Annotated in this window: 14 protein-coding genes and 1 pseudogene; 10 read left to right on the forward strand and 5 right to left on the reverse strand. The window is 29.6% G+C overall.

Features of this window, described 5'->3' with window-relative positions; genetic code table 11:
- Window positions 1–4 precede the first annotated feature (4 nt).
- The 9 genes and pseudogenes from aspS to E2O22_RS03395 all read left to right on the forward strand — a co-directional run bounded on the left by aspS (window position 5) and on the right by E2O22_RS03395 (window position 10,292).
- Window positions 5–1,756 (forward strand): aspartate--tRNA ligase, encoded by a 1,752-nt coding sequence (gene aspS / locus E2O22_RS03355; RefSeq protein ID WP_133319218.1) that lies wholly within the window; start codon window positions 5–7, stop codon window positions 1,754–1,756.
- The gene (locus E2O22_RS03360) at window positions 1,753–2,325 is read left to right on the forward strand and encodes an adenylate kinase (RefSeq protein WP_133319219.1); all 573 of its coding nucleotides are present in this window, start codon (window positions 1,753–1,755) and stop codon (window positions 2,323–2,325) included. Before aspS ends, E2O22_RS03360 begins: the two co-directional genes overlap by 4 nt.
- Window positions 2,326–2,335: 10 nt before the next feature.
- Complete coding sequence (gene ppa, locus E2O22_RS03365) at window positions 2,336–2,854, forward strand: inorganic diphosphatase (protein ID WP_133319220.1); 519 nt, start codon at window positions 2,336–2,338, stop codon at window positions 2,852–2,854.
- Window positions 2,855–2,890: 36 nt separating this feature from the next.
- Window positions 2,891–3,928 (forward strand): OmpA family protein, encoded by a 1,038-nt coding sequence (locus E2O22_RS03370; protein WP_133319221.1) that lies wholly within the window; start codon window positions 2,891–2,893, stop codon window positions 3,926–3,928.
- Window positions 3,929–4,002: 74 nt separating this feature from the next.
- Window positions 4,003–6,615: a valine--tRNA ligase gene (locus E2O22_RS03375; protein WP_133319222.1), complete on the forward strand. Its 2,613-nt coding sequence runs from the start codon at window positions 4,003–4,005 to the stop codon at window positions 6,613–6,615.
- 3 nt (window positions 6,616–6,618) lie between these two features.
- On the forward strand, window positions 6,619–7,575 hold the full coding sequence (locus E2O22_RS03380) for a methionine ABC transporter ATP-binding protein (protein WP_133319223.1): 957 nt from the start codon (window positions 6,619–6,621) through the stop codon (window positions 7,573–7,575).
- Window positions 7,576–7,577: 2 nt separating this feature from the next.
- A pseudogene (locus E2O22_RS03385) lies at window positions 7,578–8,234 on the forward strand (methionine ABC transporter permease); the annotation flags it as partial.
- Window positions 8,235–8,243: 9 nt separating this feature from the next.
- A complete protein-coding gene (locus tag E2O22_RS03390; protein ID WP_133319225.1) occupies window positions 8,244–9,449 on the forward strand; it encodes a DUF8374 domain-containing protein in 1,206 nt (401 codons plus the stop codon).
- 72 nt (window positions 9,450–9,521) lie between these two features.
- Window positions 9,522–10,292, forward strand: a complete 771-nt coding sequence (locus tag E2O22_RS03395) for a MetQ/NlpA family ABC transporter substrate-binding protein (protein ID WP_133319226.1) — start codon at window positions 9,522–9,524, stop codon at window positions 10,290–10,292.
- 31 nt (window positions 10,293–10,323) lie between these two features.
- On the opposite strand, the gene E2O22_RS03400 is transcribed toward E2O22_RS03395, so the two are convergent.
- Both E2O22_RS03400 and pta read right to left on the reverse strand, forming a co-directional pair.
- On the reverse strand, window positions 10,324–11,505 hold the full coding sequence (locus E2O22_RS03400) for an acetate kinase (RefSeq protein ID WP_133319227.1): 1,182 nt from the start codon (window positions 11,503–11,505) through the stop codon (window positions 10,324–10,326).
- A gap of 8 nt (window positions 11,506–11,513) precedes the next feature.
- Window positions 11,514–12,983, reverse strand: a complete 1,470-nt coding sequence (pta, locus tag E2O22_RS03405; RefSeq protein ID WP_133319228.1) for a phosphate acetyltransferase — start codon at window positions 12,981–12,983, stop codon at window positions 11,514–11,516.
- An 85-nt stretch (window positions 12,984–13,068) separates the two neighbouring features.
- On the opposite strand from pta, the gene flgH reads away from it, so the two are divergent.
- The gene (gene flgH / locus E2O22_RS03410) at window positions 13,069–13,770 is read left to right on the forward strand and encodes a flagellar basal body L-ring protein FlgH (RefSeq protein ID WP_133319229.1); all 702 of its coding nucleotides are present in this window, start codon (window positions 13,069–13,071) and stop codon (window positions 13,768–13,770) included.
- An 11-nt stretch (window positions 13,771–13,781) separates the two neighbouring features.
- Here flgH and E2O22_RS03415 read toward each other — a convergent pair whose 3' ends face one another.
- From E2O22_RS03415 to E2O22_RS03425, 3 genes are read right to left on the reverse strand one after another with little or no spacing between them, the layout of a single operon-like run.
- Window positions 13,782–15,182, reverse strand: coding sequence for a Mur ligase family protein (locus E2O22_RS03415; RefSeq protein WP_133319230.1), 1,401 nt, complete (start codon window positions 15,180–15,182; stop codon window positions 13,782–13,784).
- Complete coding sequence (gene estV, locus E2O22_RS03420) at window positions 15,175–15,918, reverse strand: EstV family lipase (protein ID WP_133319231.1); 744 nt, start codon at window positions 15,916–15,918, stop codon at window positions 15,175–15,177. Before estV ends, E2O22_RS03415 begins: the two co-directional genes overlap by 8 nt.
- A gap of 2 nt (window positions 15,919–15,920) precedes the next feature.
- Window positions 15,921–16,136: a type II toxin-antitoxin system Phd/YefM family antitoxin gene (locus E2O22_RS03425; RefSeq protein WP_087699049.1), complete on the reverse strand. Its 216-nt coding sequence runs from the start codon at window positions 16,134–16,136 to the stop codon at window positions 15,921–15,923.
- Window position 16,137: the final 1 nt, after the last annotated feature.

Consider the following 16,137-nt stretch of genomic DNA (forward strand, 5'->3'; position numbering starts at 1 on the left):
AATTTTGAGAACTCATTATAATACAGAGCTTAACATACAAAATGTTGGCGAGGAAGTAACATTATGTGGTTGGGTAAATTCTTACCGTGATCATGGAGGTGTAATTTTTATCGATCTTAGAGATCGTAGCGGACTTATACAATTAGTATGTGATCCAGCAGATAATCAAGAAGCACATAATATAGCTTCATCAGTAAGAAATGAATATGTTTTAATAGCACAAGGAAAAATTCGCCCACGCGGTGAAGGACTTGTAAATCCAAAATTAAAAACCGGAGAAATAGAAGTTGTTATAAATAAACTTACTATTGAAAATGAAAGTGCTGTAGTACCTTTTGCTATAGGCGATGAAAGTGTAAATGAAGAATTAAGATTGAAATATAGATTTTTAGATTTAAGAAGCAAAAAACTTTATGATAATTTTGCTCTAAGATCAACTGCTTGTATAGCAACAAGAAATTCTTTAGCAAAAATGGGATTTTTAGAGGTTGAAACCCCTATTTTAACCAAAGCTACCCCAGAAGGCGCAAGGGATTATTTAGTACCATCACGCGTACATCAAGGTGAATTTTATGCCCTACCTCAAAGCCCTCAGCTTTTCAAACAACTTTTAATGTGTTCAGGATTTGATAGATATTTTCAAATTGCAAAATGTTTTAGAGATGAGGATTTAAGAGCAGATCGCCAACCTGAATTTACTCAAATAGACATAGAAATGAGTTTTTGTGAGCAAAAAGATATCATAGCCATGGCAGAAAATTTACTTAAAGATATTTTCAAAGCTTGCGGAAAAGAAATTAGCATACCTTTTAGACAAATGAGTTACAAGGAAGCTATGGAAAATTATGGCTCTGATAAGCCTGATTTAAGATTTGATATGAAATTTATTGATGTGATTGATATTTTTGCAAAATCAAATAATGAAATTTTTGCAAATATTGCAAAAGACACGAAGAAAAATCGCATTAAAGCTTTAAGAGTTCCAAAAGGCGATACGATTTTTTCTAAACGCCAAATGCAAAGATTTGAAGAATTTGTGCGTAAATTTGGAGCAGCAGGACTTGCATTTATACAAATGAAAGAAGATGGTCCTAAAGGCCCACTTTGTAAATTCTTTAGCGAAGAGGACTTAAATGCTTTAATCCAAAGATGTGAATTAGAAGTTGGTGATGTAGTATTTTTTGGCGCAGGGATTAAAAAAACTGTGCTTGATTATATGGGCAGATTTAGATTATTCCTTGCCGATGAAATGAAAATTATCGATGAGGATAAATTAGAATTCTTATGGGTTATTGATTTTCCTATGTTTGAGCAAAATGATGATGGAAGCTATTCTGCAATGCACCATCCATTTACTATGCCAAAAAATATTGATGAGCAAGACTTAGAAGAAATTAATTCTATTGCACATGATGTGGTGTTAAATGGTGTAGAATTAGGTGGTGGTAGTATAAGAATTCACAAAAGTCCTATCCAACAAAAAGTATTTAAGCTTTTAAATATTGATGAAGAAGAACAAAGAAAGAAATTTGGCTTCTTACTTGATGCATTAAGTTTTGGAGCACCACCACATGGTGGTATAGCAATAGGCCTTGATAGACTTATCATGCTTTTAACAAAATCTTCAAGTATTAGAGAAGTTATAGCATTTCCTAAAACACAAAGAGCACAATGTCTTATGACTCAAGCTCCAAGCGAAGTAAGCAATGAACAAATGAGAGAACTAGGTATAAGATTAAGGGAGAATACTAAATGAAACAATTATTTTTAATCATAGGCGCACCAGGTAGTGGTAAAACAACCGATGCAAGCATTATAGCTACAGATGATGCAAATATTACTCATTATTCTACAGGTGATTTGCTAAGAGCAGAAGTGGCTAGTGGAAGCGAACTTGGAAAGACTATTGATAGTTTTATTTCTAAAGGAAATTTGGTTCCTTTGGAAGTGGTAGTTAATACTATCATCACTGCTTTAAAAAATGCACCAACTAATACTATATTAATAGATGGTTATCCAAGAAGTGTTGAGCAAATGCTTGAGTTTGATAAGGTATTAAAAAATCAAAGTGAAGTAATTTTAAAAGGTGTGATAGAAGTTAAAGTTAGCGAAGAAGTTGCTAGAGAAAGAGTTTTAGGGCGTGCTAGAGGTGCTGATGATAACGAAGAAGTTTTTAATAATAGAATGAAAGTTTATTTAGAACCTTTAGAAGAAATAACAAATTTTTATACTAAAGAAAATATCCACCATGTAATCAATGGTGAAAGAAGTATTGAAGCTATCGTAGCCGATATGAAAAATTTAATCAATGATTTATTAAAATAAAGGATAAAAAATGGATATTAGCAAAATCAAAGTTGGAGAAGTACCAAATAAACTTAATGCAGTTATTGAAATTCCTTATGGATCAAACATTAAATACGAACTTGACAAAGAAAGCGGAGCCATCATGGTTGATCGCGTGATGTATTCAGCTATGTTTTATCCAGCAAACTATGGTTTTATACCAAATACTCTTGCAGACGATGGCGATCCTATTGATGTTTTAGTATTAAATGAATATCCTATCCAAGCAGGAGCTGTGATTCCTTGTCGTTTAATAGGGGTATTATTAATGGAAGATGAAAGCGGTATGGATGAAAAATTACTTGCTGTTCCTGTAAGTAAAATAGATCCAAGATATGATAATATTAAATGTTTAGATGATTTACCAAAAGCAAGCCTAGATAAAATCAAAAATTTCTTTGAAACATATAAAATGCTTGAGCCAAACAAATGGGTAAAAGTAAAAGAATTTGCAGGTATTGAAAAAGCAAGTGAAATTTTAAAAAATTCTATTAAAAATTATAAATAATCAAAGTCCTTTTGAGGACTTCACAAAGGATAAAAAATGAAAAGTATTATTGCTTTTAGTATAGCTTTTGTGGTGCTAATAGGCGCTAGTATTGGTTTTTATATGTGGTATTTTGAAGATGATTCAAATACTTATGTATATGATTATAAAAAAAGTAGTTCTTATCAAAGCTACACTCCGCCAAGTACTCAATACAATCAAGAAAGAAATAATATAAGTGATAATACTTATTATCCATCACAGCAAATAAATCCGGAGTCTTTAAAAGAAGAAACTCCGGTACAAAATAATCCTATCATAGATGAAAATACAAGCACTCAAGAAGTCGCACCAACAACCCAAACAAATATAGCTGAAGTTTCTAAAAATGAAACTATTACTCCTAAAGTAGCCCAAGAAGAACAAAAAGTTCTCGTTGAAAACAACAAACAAACAAGTGTAAAAAAAGAAAAAACAACAAAATATAAAAATACTATGCAAGAATACATTACAAAAGGTAAAACTAGCAGATATGAACCAAGATTAAGTAATGATTTTGTTAAAGTTTATGTATTGGATGGAAAAAGTTTAAGTGATTATAGGGTTGATATGTTAAAAGAAATGATTAATCCTGTTAAAATTAATTCTCAAGATTACAATTTAACTATTTTTATCGATATGCTTTCAAATGACAATATGAAACTAAGCATATATAATAAAGATATTGTTTTTGCTAAAAATAAGAAAAAATACAATTATGTAGATGTTAAAATTTCTGATTTGAAATTTTTATTTGAAAGAAATGGATATAGTGAATACAGCAATGAAAATCTACTTGAAAAAATCAATCAAAATCTAGCAAGAGAAGATATACTCAAAAGAGTTAAAATTCAAGGTTATGCAGACGATAGAGGTAGTACTTTTGCAAACTATATGATAGGATTAAATAGAGCAATGAATGTGGCTAAACATTTCTTTAGTTTTACTGAGGTTATAGAAATAGAATCTTTGGGAAAAGACACCTATCCTACTAAAGATAAGTCTGATTCTCAAAGACAAAATAATCGTAAAGTAGAAATTAGTTTTTATAACTAATTTCTAAATTTCAAAACTTCTTTAACAATTTTAAGCTAACATAACAATTTATTTTCATTCTCAAGGTAGCAATTATGTATGATAAATCACTAGAAAAAGAATATTATAAAATTTGCGAAGAACGCGGATATTTTGAAATCAATGGTAATGAAAAAATTCAAGAAAAAGGCAAAAACTTTTGTATTATGATGCCACCACCTAATGTAACAGGTGTTTTGCATATAGGTCATGCTCTAACTTGTACTTTACAAGATATCACAACGCGTTATAAAAGAATGGATGGTTATAAGACTCTTTATCAACCAGGGCTTGATCATGCAGGGATTGCAACACAAAATGTTGTAGAAAAACAACTTTTAGCTCAAGGCATTAAAAAAGAAGAACTCGGTAGAGAAGAATTTGTAAAAAAGGTATGGGAATGGAAAGAGCAAAGCGGTGGTACCATAGTTAAGCAAATGCGAATTTTGGGTATCACTCCTGCTTGGAGTCGTTTGCGTTTTACTATGGATGAGGGTTTGGTAAATGCAGTAAAAAAAGCTTTTGTAGATCTTTATGATAAAAAGCTTATTGTGCGTGGAAATTACATGGTAAATTGGTGCACTCATGATGGAGCATTAAGCGATATAGAAGTAGAACACAAAGAAAATAAAGGAAAATTATATTATTTAAAATATTTCTTAGAAAATTCTCAAGAATATATCGTAGTAGCCACCACAAGACCAGAAACTTATTTTGGTGATAGCGCTGTGATGGTTAATCCAAACGATGAAAGATTTAAGCATTTAATAGGCAAAAATGTCATTTTACCTTTAATAGATAGAAAAATTCCTATTATTGCTGATGAACATGTAGATATGGAATTTGGTACAGGCTTTGTGAAAGTAACCCCAGCACATGATCATAATGACTATGAAGTAGGCTTAAGACATAAACTTGAATTTATTACCATCTTTGATGAAAAAGGTATCTTAAATGAATATTGCTTGCATTTTAAAGGCTTAGAAAGATTAGAAGCAAGAGATGTTATTATAAAAGAATTACAAGAAAAAGGTTTTGTTGAAAAAATAGAAGATTACACTAATCAAGTGGGATATTGTTATCGTTGTAAAAATGTGGTTGAGCCCTATATTTCTAAACAATGGTTTGTAAAAAATGAAATTGCAAAAGAAAGCATAGAAAAAGTTAATCTTGGTGGAAGCAAATTCTACCCTGCACATTGGATTAATAGTTTTAATGCTTGGATGAGAGATTTAAAAGATTGGTGTATTTCAAGACAACTTTGGTGGGGTCATCAAATTCCTGTGTATTACTGTGAATGCTCTCATGAATGGGCAAGTGAAGAAACTCCAAGCCAATGCCCAAAATGCCAAAGCACTAATTTCAAACAAGATCCTGATGTTTTAGACACTTGGTTTTCTTCAGGTCTTTGGGCTATGAGTACTTTAGGTTGGGGTAATAAAGACTGGGGTAAAAATACACTTTGGCATGAAGATGATTTAAAAGACTTTTATCCAAATTCTTTATTAATCACTGGTTTTGATATTTTATTTTTCTGGGTTGCTAGAATGATGTTTCAAAGCACTAATGCCTTAGGTGAACTTCCTTTTAAAGATATATATTTGCATGCTTTGGTTAAAGATGAGCAAGGTAGAAAAATGAGTAAGTCTTTAGGTAATGTCATTGATCCTGTGCAAAGCGTGGATGAATATAGTGCTGATATCTTGCGTTTTACTCTTGCTCTTTTAGCTATCCAAGGTAGAGATATAAAGTTAAGTAATGACAAACTCATACAAGTTAGAAATTTTACCAACAAGCTTTATAATGCAAGTAAATTTTTACTCTTAAATGAAGAAAAATTTGAAGATTTAGATAAAAGCAAAATTCAAACTAACTTGGCAAAATACATGCTATCTCGTTTTGAAGTATGCGTAAAAGAAACAAGAGAAAATTTAGACAACTACCGTTTTAATGATGTGGCAAATACTTTGTATAGATTTTTCTGGGATGAATTTTGTGATTGGGGGATTGAGCTTAGCAAGGCTGAAAAATCAAGTATAAAAGAACTTGGAAGTATTTTTAAAGAAGCATTAAAACTTTTAAATCCTTTTATGCCATTTATTAGTGAGTATTTATACCATGAGTTAAGTAAAACCTCTATTCAAACTCATGAATCTATAATGATTTCAAAATATCCTAAATTTAATTCTAGAGATGAAAAAATAGAAAAATTATTTAATATCATTATAGAAAGTATAGTGAGTTTACGCCGTGCAAAAACCCTAGTAGAGCTTGCAAATGCAAAAATTCAAAAAGCTTGTATAAAATTAAACGATGAGAGTTTAATGGCTGAGTTAAAAAATTACACCAATTTCATCTCAACACTTGCAAAATGTGAAAACATCGAGTTTATCAATACAAATTTAGAAAAATCCATTAGAGATGTAAGCGAGAATTTAGAAGTATTTATACCAACTCAAGATCTTGATTTAAGCGGTGTTTTAAATAGACTTAATAGTCAAAAAACAAAACTTGAAAAAGAATTTAACAAGCTAGATACTATGATGAAAAATGAAAAATTTATCTCTAATGCACCGGCTGCGGTTGTTGAACAAAATAAAGCTCAACTTGAAAATATTAAAGCTCAACTTGAAAAAATCAATGATGAAATTTCTAATTTAGAAGGCTAATAAGTGATAAAAATACAAAATCTTAAAAAATATTATGGCAAAGAATTAGTTATAAATGATGTTTCTTTGGAAGTTAAAGAAGGAGAAATTTATGCTCTTGTTGGACACAGCGGGGCAGGAAAATCAACTTTGCTAAGATGTATTAATGGTTTAGAAAATTATCAAAGCGGTAGTGTGGAAGTTTTTGGTAAAGAAATAGCTACTTTAAAAGAAAAAGAGTTAAGAGTATTTAGAAAAGATATAGGGATGATTTTTCAGCATTTTGCGCTTATGAGTAGAAAAAATGTATTTGAAAATGTAGCTATGCCTTTAGAAATTCATAATTTTGACAAAAGCACAATTCAAAAAAGAGTTAATGAACTTTTAGATCTTGTGGGACTTTTAGCTAAAAGCAAAGCTTATCCAAATGAGCTAAGTGGTGGGCAAAAACAAAGAGTAGCCATAGCTAGAGCCCTTGCTTTAAATCCTAAAATTTTACTAAGTGATGAAGCTACTTCTGCGCTTGATCCAAATACTACAAATAATATTTTAGAACTTATTGCCAAAATCAATCAAGAATTTAACATCAGTGTAGTATTAGTAACCCATGAAATGGAAGCAGTAAAACAAATAGCACAAAAAGCTGTATTGCTAGAGCATGGACAAATCATAGGTCAAGGGAAAATCGAAGATTTATTCTTAAAACCAAGTGAAAAAATGCGTGAATTTCTAGGAGAAAGTGATTTTTTACCACAAAATGGAGTCAATGTGCGCTTATACTTTTGCAAAGAAAAGGCAAACCAAAGCATAATCACTCATATGGCTAGAAGTTTAAATATTGATTTTAATATAGTTTGGGGTAAGATAGAAAAACTAAACAACAATGCTTTGGGAAATTTGGTAATCAATATAGAAGCTAAAGATCAAGAAAAAGTTTTAAATTATTTACAAGAAAATGGCGTTATTTGGGAGCTTGTGTAATGAACTTAGAAACAATTTTAAGAAATTTTGAAAATATACTTTATCCAGCATTACTAGAAACTCTTTATATGAGTTTTACAGCCACTTTTTTAGCCTTTTTAATCGCACTTATCCCTGCAATTGTGCTTACTGTAACTGATAAAGGTGGCTTATGGGAAAATAAAAGCATTTACAGTGTGCTTGATTTTATCATTAATATTTTAAGATCTTTTCCATTTTTAGTACTTATTGTAGTTTTAAGTCCTTTTACAAAATATCTCATTGGTATTAGCATAGGAACAACTGCTACCATAGTACCACTTACCATAGGAATTGCACCTTATTTAGCCAAAATGATAGAAAGTGCTTTTAAAGAAATTGATCCTGCTATCATTGAAGCAGCAAGATCTTATGGAGCTAGTAAAACACAAATTATCTTTAAAGTTATGTTTAGCGAGGCTTTACCAAGTATTATTAATGGTATTACTTTAATTTTGATTATTGTTATTGGTTTTTCTGCTATGGCAGGAACTGTTGGTGGTGGTGGTTTAGGTGATGTGGCCATTCGCTATGGTTATGAGCGCTTTAGAACTGATATTATGATTCAAACTGTTGTGGTTTTAATTGTTTTAGTTCAAATCATACAATTTATAGGAAATATTCTTTATAAAATCACCAAAAGATAAACAATGAAACATAAACTTGGTATCTTACTAGCAGCGACTAAAAATTCAAGTTTTACCATAGGAACCTTGCTCATTAACATCATGGATGTTATGGGCGAAAAGGTAGATATATTTTATATTTTACATGATGGTTTTAGCTTGAATGATCAAAATATCATGCAAAAAATTGTTAAAAATAAAACAATTAAATTTATTCTTTTTACCCAAGAAGATTTTTTAACCACTCTTGATAAAAATCAAAACGATATTAATAATTTATTTTTCTTAAAAAGATGGACGCATATGGCTTTTGCAAGATTTGAAGCTTTTAAGTTTTTAGATGAATGCGAAAGTATTATCTATCTTGATTTTGATGTTTTACTTTTAAAAAGTATAGATGAACTTAGTAAATTAAGAGCTAGAAAATATCATTTTGGTGCAAGATTAGGTAAAACATTAATTCACACAGCACTGCCTTTAGAAAAAAAATATTTCAATAAGCGTGTATATCAAACAGGAATTTTAGTCTTTAACGATCTTATACCAAATCCTTCACAGTGTTATCAATTCATTTATAATTATCTTTCACAAAATACTAAAAATTGGCAAGATCAAGGAATTTTTTCCTTAATGGTTTATGAAAATCACTTTAAAGTCAAAGATTTAAAAGACAAATACACTGGAAGTACTCATTATCTTACAAATCTTACACAAAATGCTTCTATAGTTCATGCTTGTGGCACCAACAGTCGTTTTTGGAATAGTAAATTTTGCAATCAAACATGGCCTAAATGGCAAGAATATTATGAAAAATGGTTAAAATTTGGAGGAAGTAAATATATAGGCTCTTTTCACAAAGACAATAAGCAATCCATCCAACGCACAAGATATCATTTATCATACAAACTAGGTTATGCCTTTATAGAGTGTGCTAAGAATAAGAAAAAAATTCCTTTTTTACCTTTTACTCTACTAAAGATTTATTACAAACACACAAAACTAGCTAAACAATACCAAAAAGATTTGAAAACAAAACCTTACCTTAAACTTCCACCTTTATCAAGCTATGATGATTACAAAAGCGAAGGTATTAAAAATCAAAATACTTATTCTTATAAAATTGGAAAAGCCCTTATTAATGCTCAAAAAAGTTGGTATAAAGGTGGTTATATAAAATTTATAAAAGAACTTAAATGCTTTTCTAAAGAATATAAAAACAAACAAAAATAAAACTTTTCTCATCTTATTAATATTTTTACAATATAATCAAACATTTTAAAAAACTATAAAAAAGGAGTTAATATGAAATTGTTAAAATTGCTCGCTGTAAGCACAATTTTAGGTGCAAGTTTATTTGCTAATGAAGTTATCACTGTAGGTGCAACACCTGTTCCTCATGCTGAAATTTTAGAACAAACTAAAGATTTATTAAAAAAAGAAGGTTACACATTAGAAATTAAAGAATTTAATGACTATGTTTTACCAAATCTTAGTACAGATAGTAAAGAACTTGATGCGAATTTCTTCCAACACCAACCTTATTTGGATGAGTTTAATGCCAATAAAGGCACAAAATTAATTAGCGTTGCAAAAGTTCACATCGAACCAATGGCTGTTTATTCTAAAAAATATAAAAATATCCAAGATCTTCCACAAAATGCTACTATAGCTGTACCAAATGATCCGACAAATGAAAGCAGAGCTTTAGATATTATCGCTAGTACTAAACTAGTTAGTTTTAAAAATATCGCATTAAAAACTCCACTTGATATTAAAGATAATCCAAAAAATATCAAATTTAAAGAGTTAAAAGCAGCACAACTTCCAAGAGCTTTAGATGATGTTGATTTTGCAGTGATTAATTCAAACTATGCTTTATCGGCAAATTTAAATCCTGTAAAAGATTCTATTTTAATAGAAAGTAAAGAAAGTCCTTATGCAAATATCTTAGTAACTACACAAGATAATAAAGATAATCCTAAAATCAAAGCTTTAATAAAGGCTTTGCAAAGTCAAAAAGTAAAAGATTTTATCAATGAAAAATACCAAGGTGCCGTAGTTCCTGCATTTTAAAACAAACCTTGAGTTTAAAACTCAAGGTTATTTATTTTTTAATAAGTTCTGTGGTAATTTTAGCTATTTCTAATTCTTCTTCTGTTGGAACAATTAAAATTTTAATTTTAGAGTCTTTTTTATTAATCTCACCATTTCTAAGTTGTGTATTTTTATCTAAATCTATATCAAATCCCAAATGTGCTAGTCTTTGACAAACTTTTGCTCTAACAATATTATCATTTTCTCCAATACCAGCTGTAAAAATCAACGCATCGACTCTAGGTAAAATCGCAAAATATGAGCCAATATATTTACTCAAACGATAACAAAACATATCAAGAGCAAGTCTTGCTTTTTCGTTATTTTCTTCAATTTGCGCTTCAATATCTCTAAAATCATTAAACCCACAAATTCCATAAACACCACTTTTTTTATTCATTATAGTATCTAAATCAGATGGATTTAAATTTAATTCTTTTGCTAAAAATGGCAATACAGCAGGATCAATATCACCACATCTAGTTCCCATAATCAAACCTTCTAGTGGAGTAAAACCCATAGAAGTATCTACGCATTTTCCATTTTCTATAGCACAAACACTCGCACCATTTCCAAGGTGAGCGCTAATTGCATTAAATTCATTAATATTTTTACCAAGTATATGTGCAGCTTGTTTACTTACATAAGAATGTGAAGTACCGTGAAAGCCGTATTTTCTAACTTGGTGTTTTTCATAAAACTCATAAGGCAAAGCATACATATAAGCATAATCAGGCATGCTTTGATGAAAAGCTGTGTCAAAAACTGTCACATTGGGAACTTTTGGAGCTGCTTTTATCATAGTTTTAATACCTATTAAATGTGCAGGATTATGTAAAGGTGCTATATGAGAAACCCTATCAATTTCTTTTAAAATTTCATCATCTACTAAACAATGTTTAGTTAAATTTGGACCTCCATGAACTATCCTATGTCCACACCCATCAAGCTCATTTAAATCATGTAAAATTCCACTTTGAGAAAATAATTCATTTACTAATTCAATACCTTGCTCATGATCTTTAATTGCTAATTCTTTTTGGTATTTTTGACCACTTTTTAGATCTTTTAGTTCTATTTTAGAGCTTTGCTCGCCTATTTTTTCCACTAAACCAGATGCTAGGGCTTCATCTTTTTCAAAAAGCTTAAATTTAATTGAAGATGAACCTGAATTTAAAACTAATATTTTCATTTTTCTCCTTATTCTTGTGCTTGAATAGCACTTAAAATCACAGTATTAACAATATCTTCCACCAAGCAACCTCTACTTAAATCATTAATTGGCTTTTTAAGACCTTGTAAAATCGGGCCAATAGCTAAAGAATTTGCTGTTCTTTGTACTGCTTTATAGCAAATATTTGCCGCATTTAAATCAGGAAACACATATACATTTGCCTTTCCTGCTACTTTAGAATTTGGCATTTTACTTTTTGCTGTTAGCATATCATATGCTGCATCAAATTGTATAGGACCTTCTAGCTCAAGTTGAGGATATTTTTCTTTAGCTATTTTAGTAGCTTCTTTAATTGCATCCACGCTAGCTCCACTCCCACTATCTCCACTAGAATATGAAAGTAAAGCCACTTTAGGTTCAAGTCCAAAAGCTTTAGCACTATTTGCACTCACATAAGCAATTTCAGCAAGTTGTTCAGGGGTTGGATTTGGCATAACAGCACAATCAGCAAAAACCAAAACCTTATCTTCTAAAGACATAAAAAACATACCAGAAACCAAACTCACATCAGGTTTTGTTTTGATAATTTGCAAAGCAGGACGAATAGTTTCAGCAGTAGTTGTACTTGCACCACTTACCATAGCATGGGCTTTTTGAGTATGTACAAGTAAAGTCGCAAAATAAGTTTTATCTTGCACGAGTTTTTTAGCTTCTTCTTTACTCATACCTTTGCTTTTTCTAGCTTCATATAAAAGCTCTTCAAATTCTTCATTATATTGAGAATTTTTAGGATTTATAATACGCACACCATCGATATTGATATTTAAACTATTGGCTTTCGTACAAATTTCATTGCTATCACCTAGCAAAATCAAATCAACAATTTCATTTTGTATTAAAAATTCACTAGCTTTTAATACTCTTTCATCAAAACTTTCAGGTAAAACTACTATTTTTTTATCTGCTTTTGCTTTTTCAAAAAGCTCATAAGAAAATCTTGCCTGAGTTTTATAAGTATATTCTTGTAATAAATCTTGAGTAAAATCTTCATTTTCTTTTAACAAAACAAAGTCACTAAGCTTTTGGCTTAGTAAAAAATTTAACATAGTATGATTTTCATCTTGACTTTTTGCATACAATGGAGTGTTTAGCTCTTTAGCTAAGGCTATATTTAAACTTAAATCCCCCATCAAGCCAAAATCATCTACTCCAACTACTATAGTAAAATCATTTTCTTTTTTTGTTTTCTCAAAATCTTCAATAATTTTTTTAAAAAAATCATTTAAATTTTGAGTGAATTTACCTTGATACTCATTTTTTTCAAAACTACTAAAAAAATCTATTTTAAGATTTCTTTTTGTGCAAAATGAAGTAATTTTTTCTTTATTTTTTTCACAAAAAACAGGAAAGTAAAAAGCTATTTTACCTCGTACCTTTTCTAAACACTGCTGCAAAAATTTTTCATCAATGCAGTTTAATAAAAACATAGATTTCATTTTTTCCTCTTTATTTAACAAAATAATTGTTTTTTATAATATAATTATTTTAAAATTCATCATAATAATATAAGGTTATAAAGCTATGAAATTTAAAAATGTTAATTTTTACTTGTTACCTTTTGTAATGTTTGGCTGTAGTGCCACAGTTGATCCACATATTAATATGAAACCACCTACTTATGTAGAAGAACTAGCTCCTAAGCAAAATCATAATACTCAAAGCAATCCTGGATCGCTGTTTGGTAAAGGAGATAACCCTTTATTTTCTGATAAAAAAGCAATGAATGTAAATGACTTGGTAACCGTAGTCATTAGAGAAAATGCTACACAAAATTCACAAGGCTCTAAATCTACAAGCAAAAACAACAATGTAAATTTAGGCGGTGGACAAATAACTACAGGTGCTGGACTTAGCAAAGTTAGAGATTTTGTTAATGACTATACAAATATAGGCTATACCACAGCAAGTACTTCACAATATCAAGGCACAGGAAGCCAAACTAGAAGTGAAAATTTCCAAACTACAATTTCTGCTAGAGTAATTAAGGTTTTATCTAATGGAAATTATTTTATAGAAGGAAGTCGTGAGCTTTTAATCAATGGAGAAAAACAAATCATTCAACTAAGTGGGGTTATAAGACCTTATGATATTTCTCAAGATAATATGATAGATAGTAAATATATAGCTGATGCAAAGATTCTTTATAAAACCGAAGGCGATATAGACAAATCTACACGCAAGCCTTGGGGGACAAAATTTATGGAGACCATTTGGCCTTTTTAAGCTAAATGGTTTTACATAAAACTTGGCGCATCATTGGAAAATAAAATCAAATCCCCATTTTGAGTTAATCTTGATAAAGTTTGCACAAGTTGAGATTTTTCTTTTAATACATAAAAATCTAATGTGATATGTTTTTGTAAAATCACGCTATTAGTCTCTGAAGTAATAATCACAAAATCAAAACATTCATTAATAATTTTACATAATTTTATATTTTCTTCTTCATTAACTTCAACTATACCAGGAGTTACTAAAACTCTTCTTCCTTGATAGCTTTTACAAAGCTCATAGCTTTGACTCATACCTTTAAAATTTCCATTAAAGCCATCATCTATGATAAATTTAGGCTCTTTAGAAATCACTTGCAAGCGATGTTCTACTGCCTTTAAATTCGATACGCTTTTTGTAATATTTTCTATTTTAATTCCTAAATAATGTGCAAGCAAAATACACACGCTAATATTATAAGCATTAAAAGCACCTAGTAATTTTGCATGAAAATCATAAATACTATCATCTAATCTTATTTTAAAATCCAATCCTTCCAAACTTGCCCTAACATCACTTAAATACTCATCATAAAATTCATTTTCATATAAGGTGCTTGAGTGTAAAAAGTATTTTTCTAAACGCTTGGATTTTAAAGCTTGCAACTTAGCTTTGCGGATATTATCTTGAGTTTTAAAATATTCCAAATGCGCCAAACCAATCTCACCTACTATGCAAATTTGAGGATTTAAAAACTCTGTAATTTCTAAAATATCATTTTGCTCTCTTGCACCAGCTTCTACGATATAAATTTCAGTATTATTTTCCAAATTTTCATTGATATCTTTTACTATACCCATAAAAGTATTAACACTTCTTGGAGTCTTATAGCACTTAAACTCATCTTTTAAAAGTTCGTATAAAAAATTTTTTATACTTGTTTTTCCAAAACTTGCAGTTATTAGAATAATTTTTAAATTTGGATTATCGCAAATCTTTTTACTTGCTTTTTTTATAAAACTTTTCTGATTAATTTTTTCCACAAAAAAGCTTAATAAAAATGTAACTACTAAAGCTTCTAAACCTATCCAAAAAAATGGCATAAATATCAAGCTAAAAAGTAACAAAAATAAAAAATAACGCTTAATCCTAGCAGTAAAAACTAGCTTTTTATCTAAATTTTTATATAAATATCCACCATATAGTAAAGATAGAGCAAAAACTATAAAATATAAATAAAAATTTCCACTATACAAAGAAAACACAAAAGCAAAATAAGGAATTATTAAAAAATACAAATGCCATAAAGGTTTGGGAAAGTGTAAAATTATGCGTGAAAATTTATAAGAATACCATTGTAAGGCTAAAATCAGATAAAATCCAAGTAAAAAATTCAAACTTAAAAAAGCTATCATACTAATCATTTTTTAAAAATTCCTCATGTATTTTTTCATTTATAAAATCAGCATGTTTTAAAAAGAAAAAATGATCCCCATCTAATGCAAAAAATTTCCCTTTTTGTGCTAAAGAATGGATAATTGCTCCGCTTTTTAAAGGTGTAGCCTTATCTTCATTACCCCAAAAAATCAAAATAGGATTTTTAAGCTTTTGAAATTCATTTTCTAAATTTTCATTAACAACCCTTTTAAAGGTTTCATACATCACTTCATTCATGCCTTGAGCGTCTTTACTAATAAAAAATTTCCTCCAAAAATCCCCATAAGGGAGATTTTTCAAAATTTTAAACAAGGCTATTTTAAACTTCACTTTAAAACTTTTTGGTAAAACTACGCCTGCACTAGAAAGCAAAATCAAACCTTGAAAATTAGCATTTTGGCACATAATAGTCGCAACTTTTCCGCCAAAAGAATGCCCCATTAAATAATCTACTTTTTGCTCAATTGTAGTTAAAAAGTCTTCTACAACCTTTGCATAAGCATAAGAATCCATAGGTGCATCTATACTTGAATTTCCAAAACCAGGTAAATCTAAATAAATTTGCTTAAAATCGCTCAAAGGCTTTTCAAAAGCTTGTTTCATAAGCTCTTTATTAGCACCCCAACCATGCAAAACAAGAATTGTTTTTTCACATTTTGGATTGATGATTTCATAACTTAAATTATAAAAATACCCATTAGAATATACTCTAGTTTTTGCCATTTCTAGCCTTTTTTATCTTTGTAAATCTTTTCTAAAAGCATCACAGCTTCATTTAAACGCTCATATTCTTCAAAGTTCAAAAGTACAGCTTCAAATTTATTGTTTTTCACAATCACCACTCTACCATTTTCACTTTTTTTTGTTTTTTCAAGCATAGTGCTGAAATTTCTTACCACTTCAGTTGCAGTATAAATTTCATCTTTGCTAAAAGTAGCCATG

Source organism: Campylobacter lari, from assembly GCF_004357905.1.
Lineage (GTDB): Bacteria > Campylobacterota > Campylobacteria > Campylobacterales > Campylobacteraceae > Campylobacter_D > Campylobacter_D lari_D.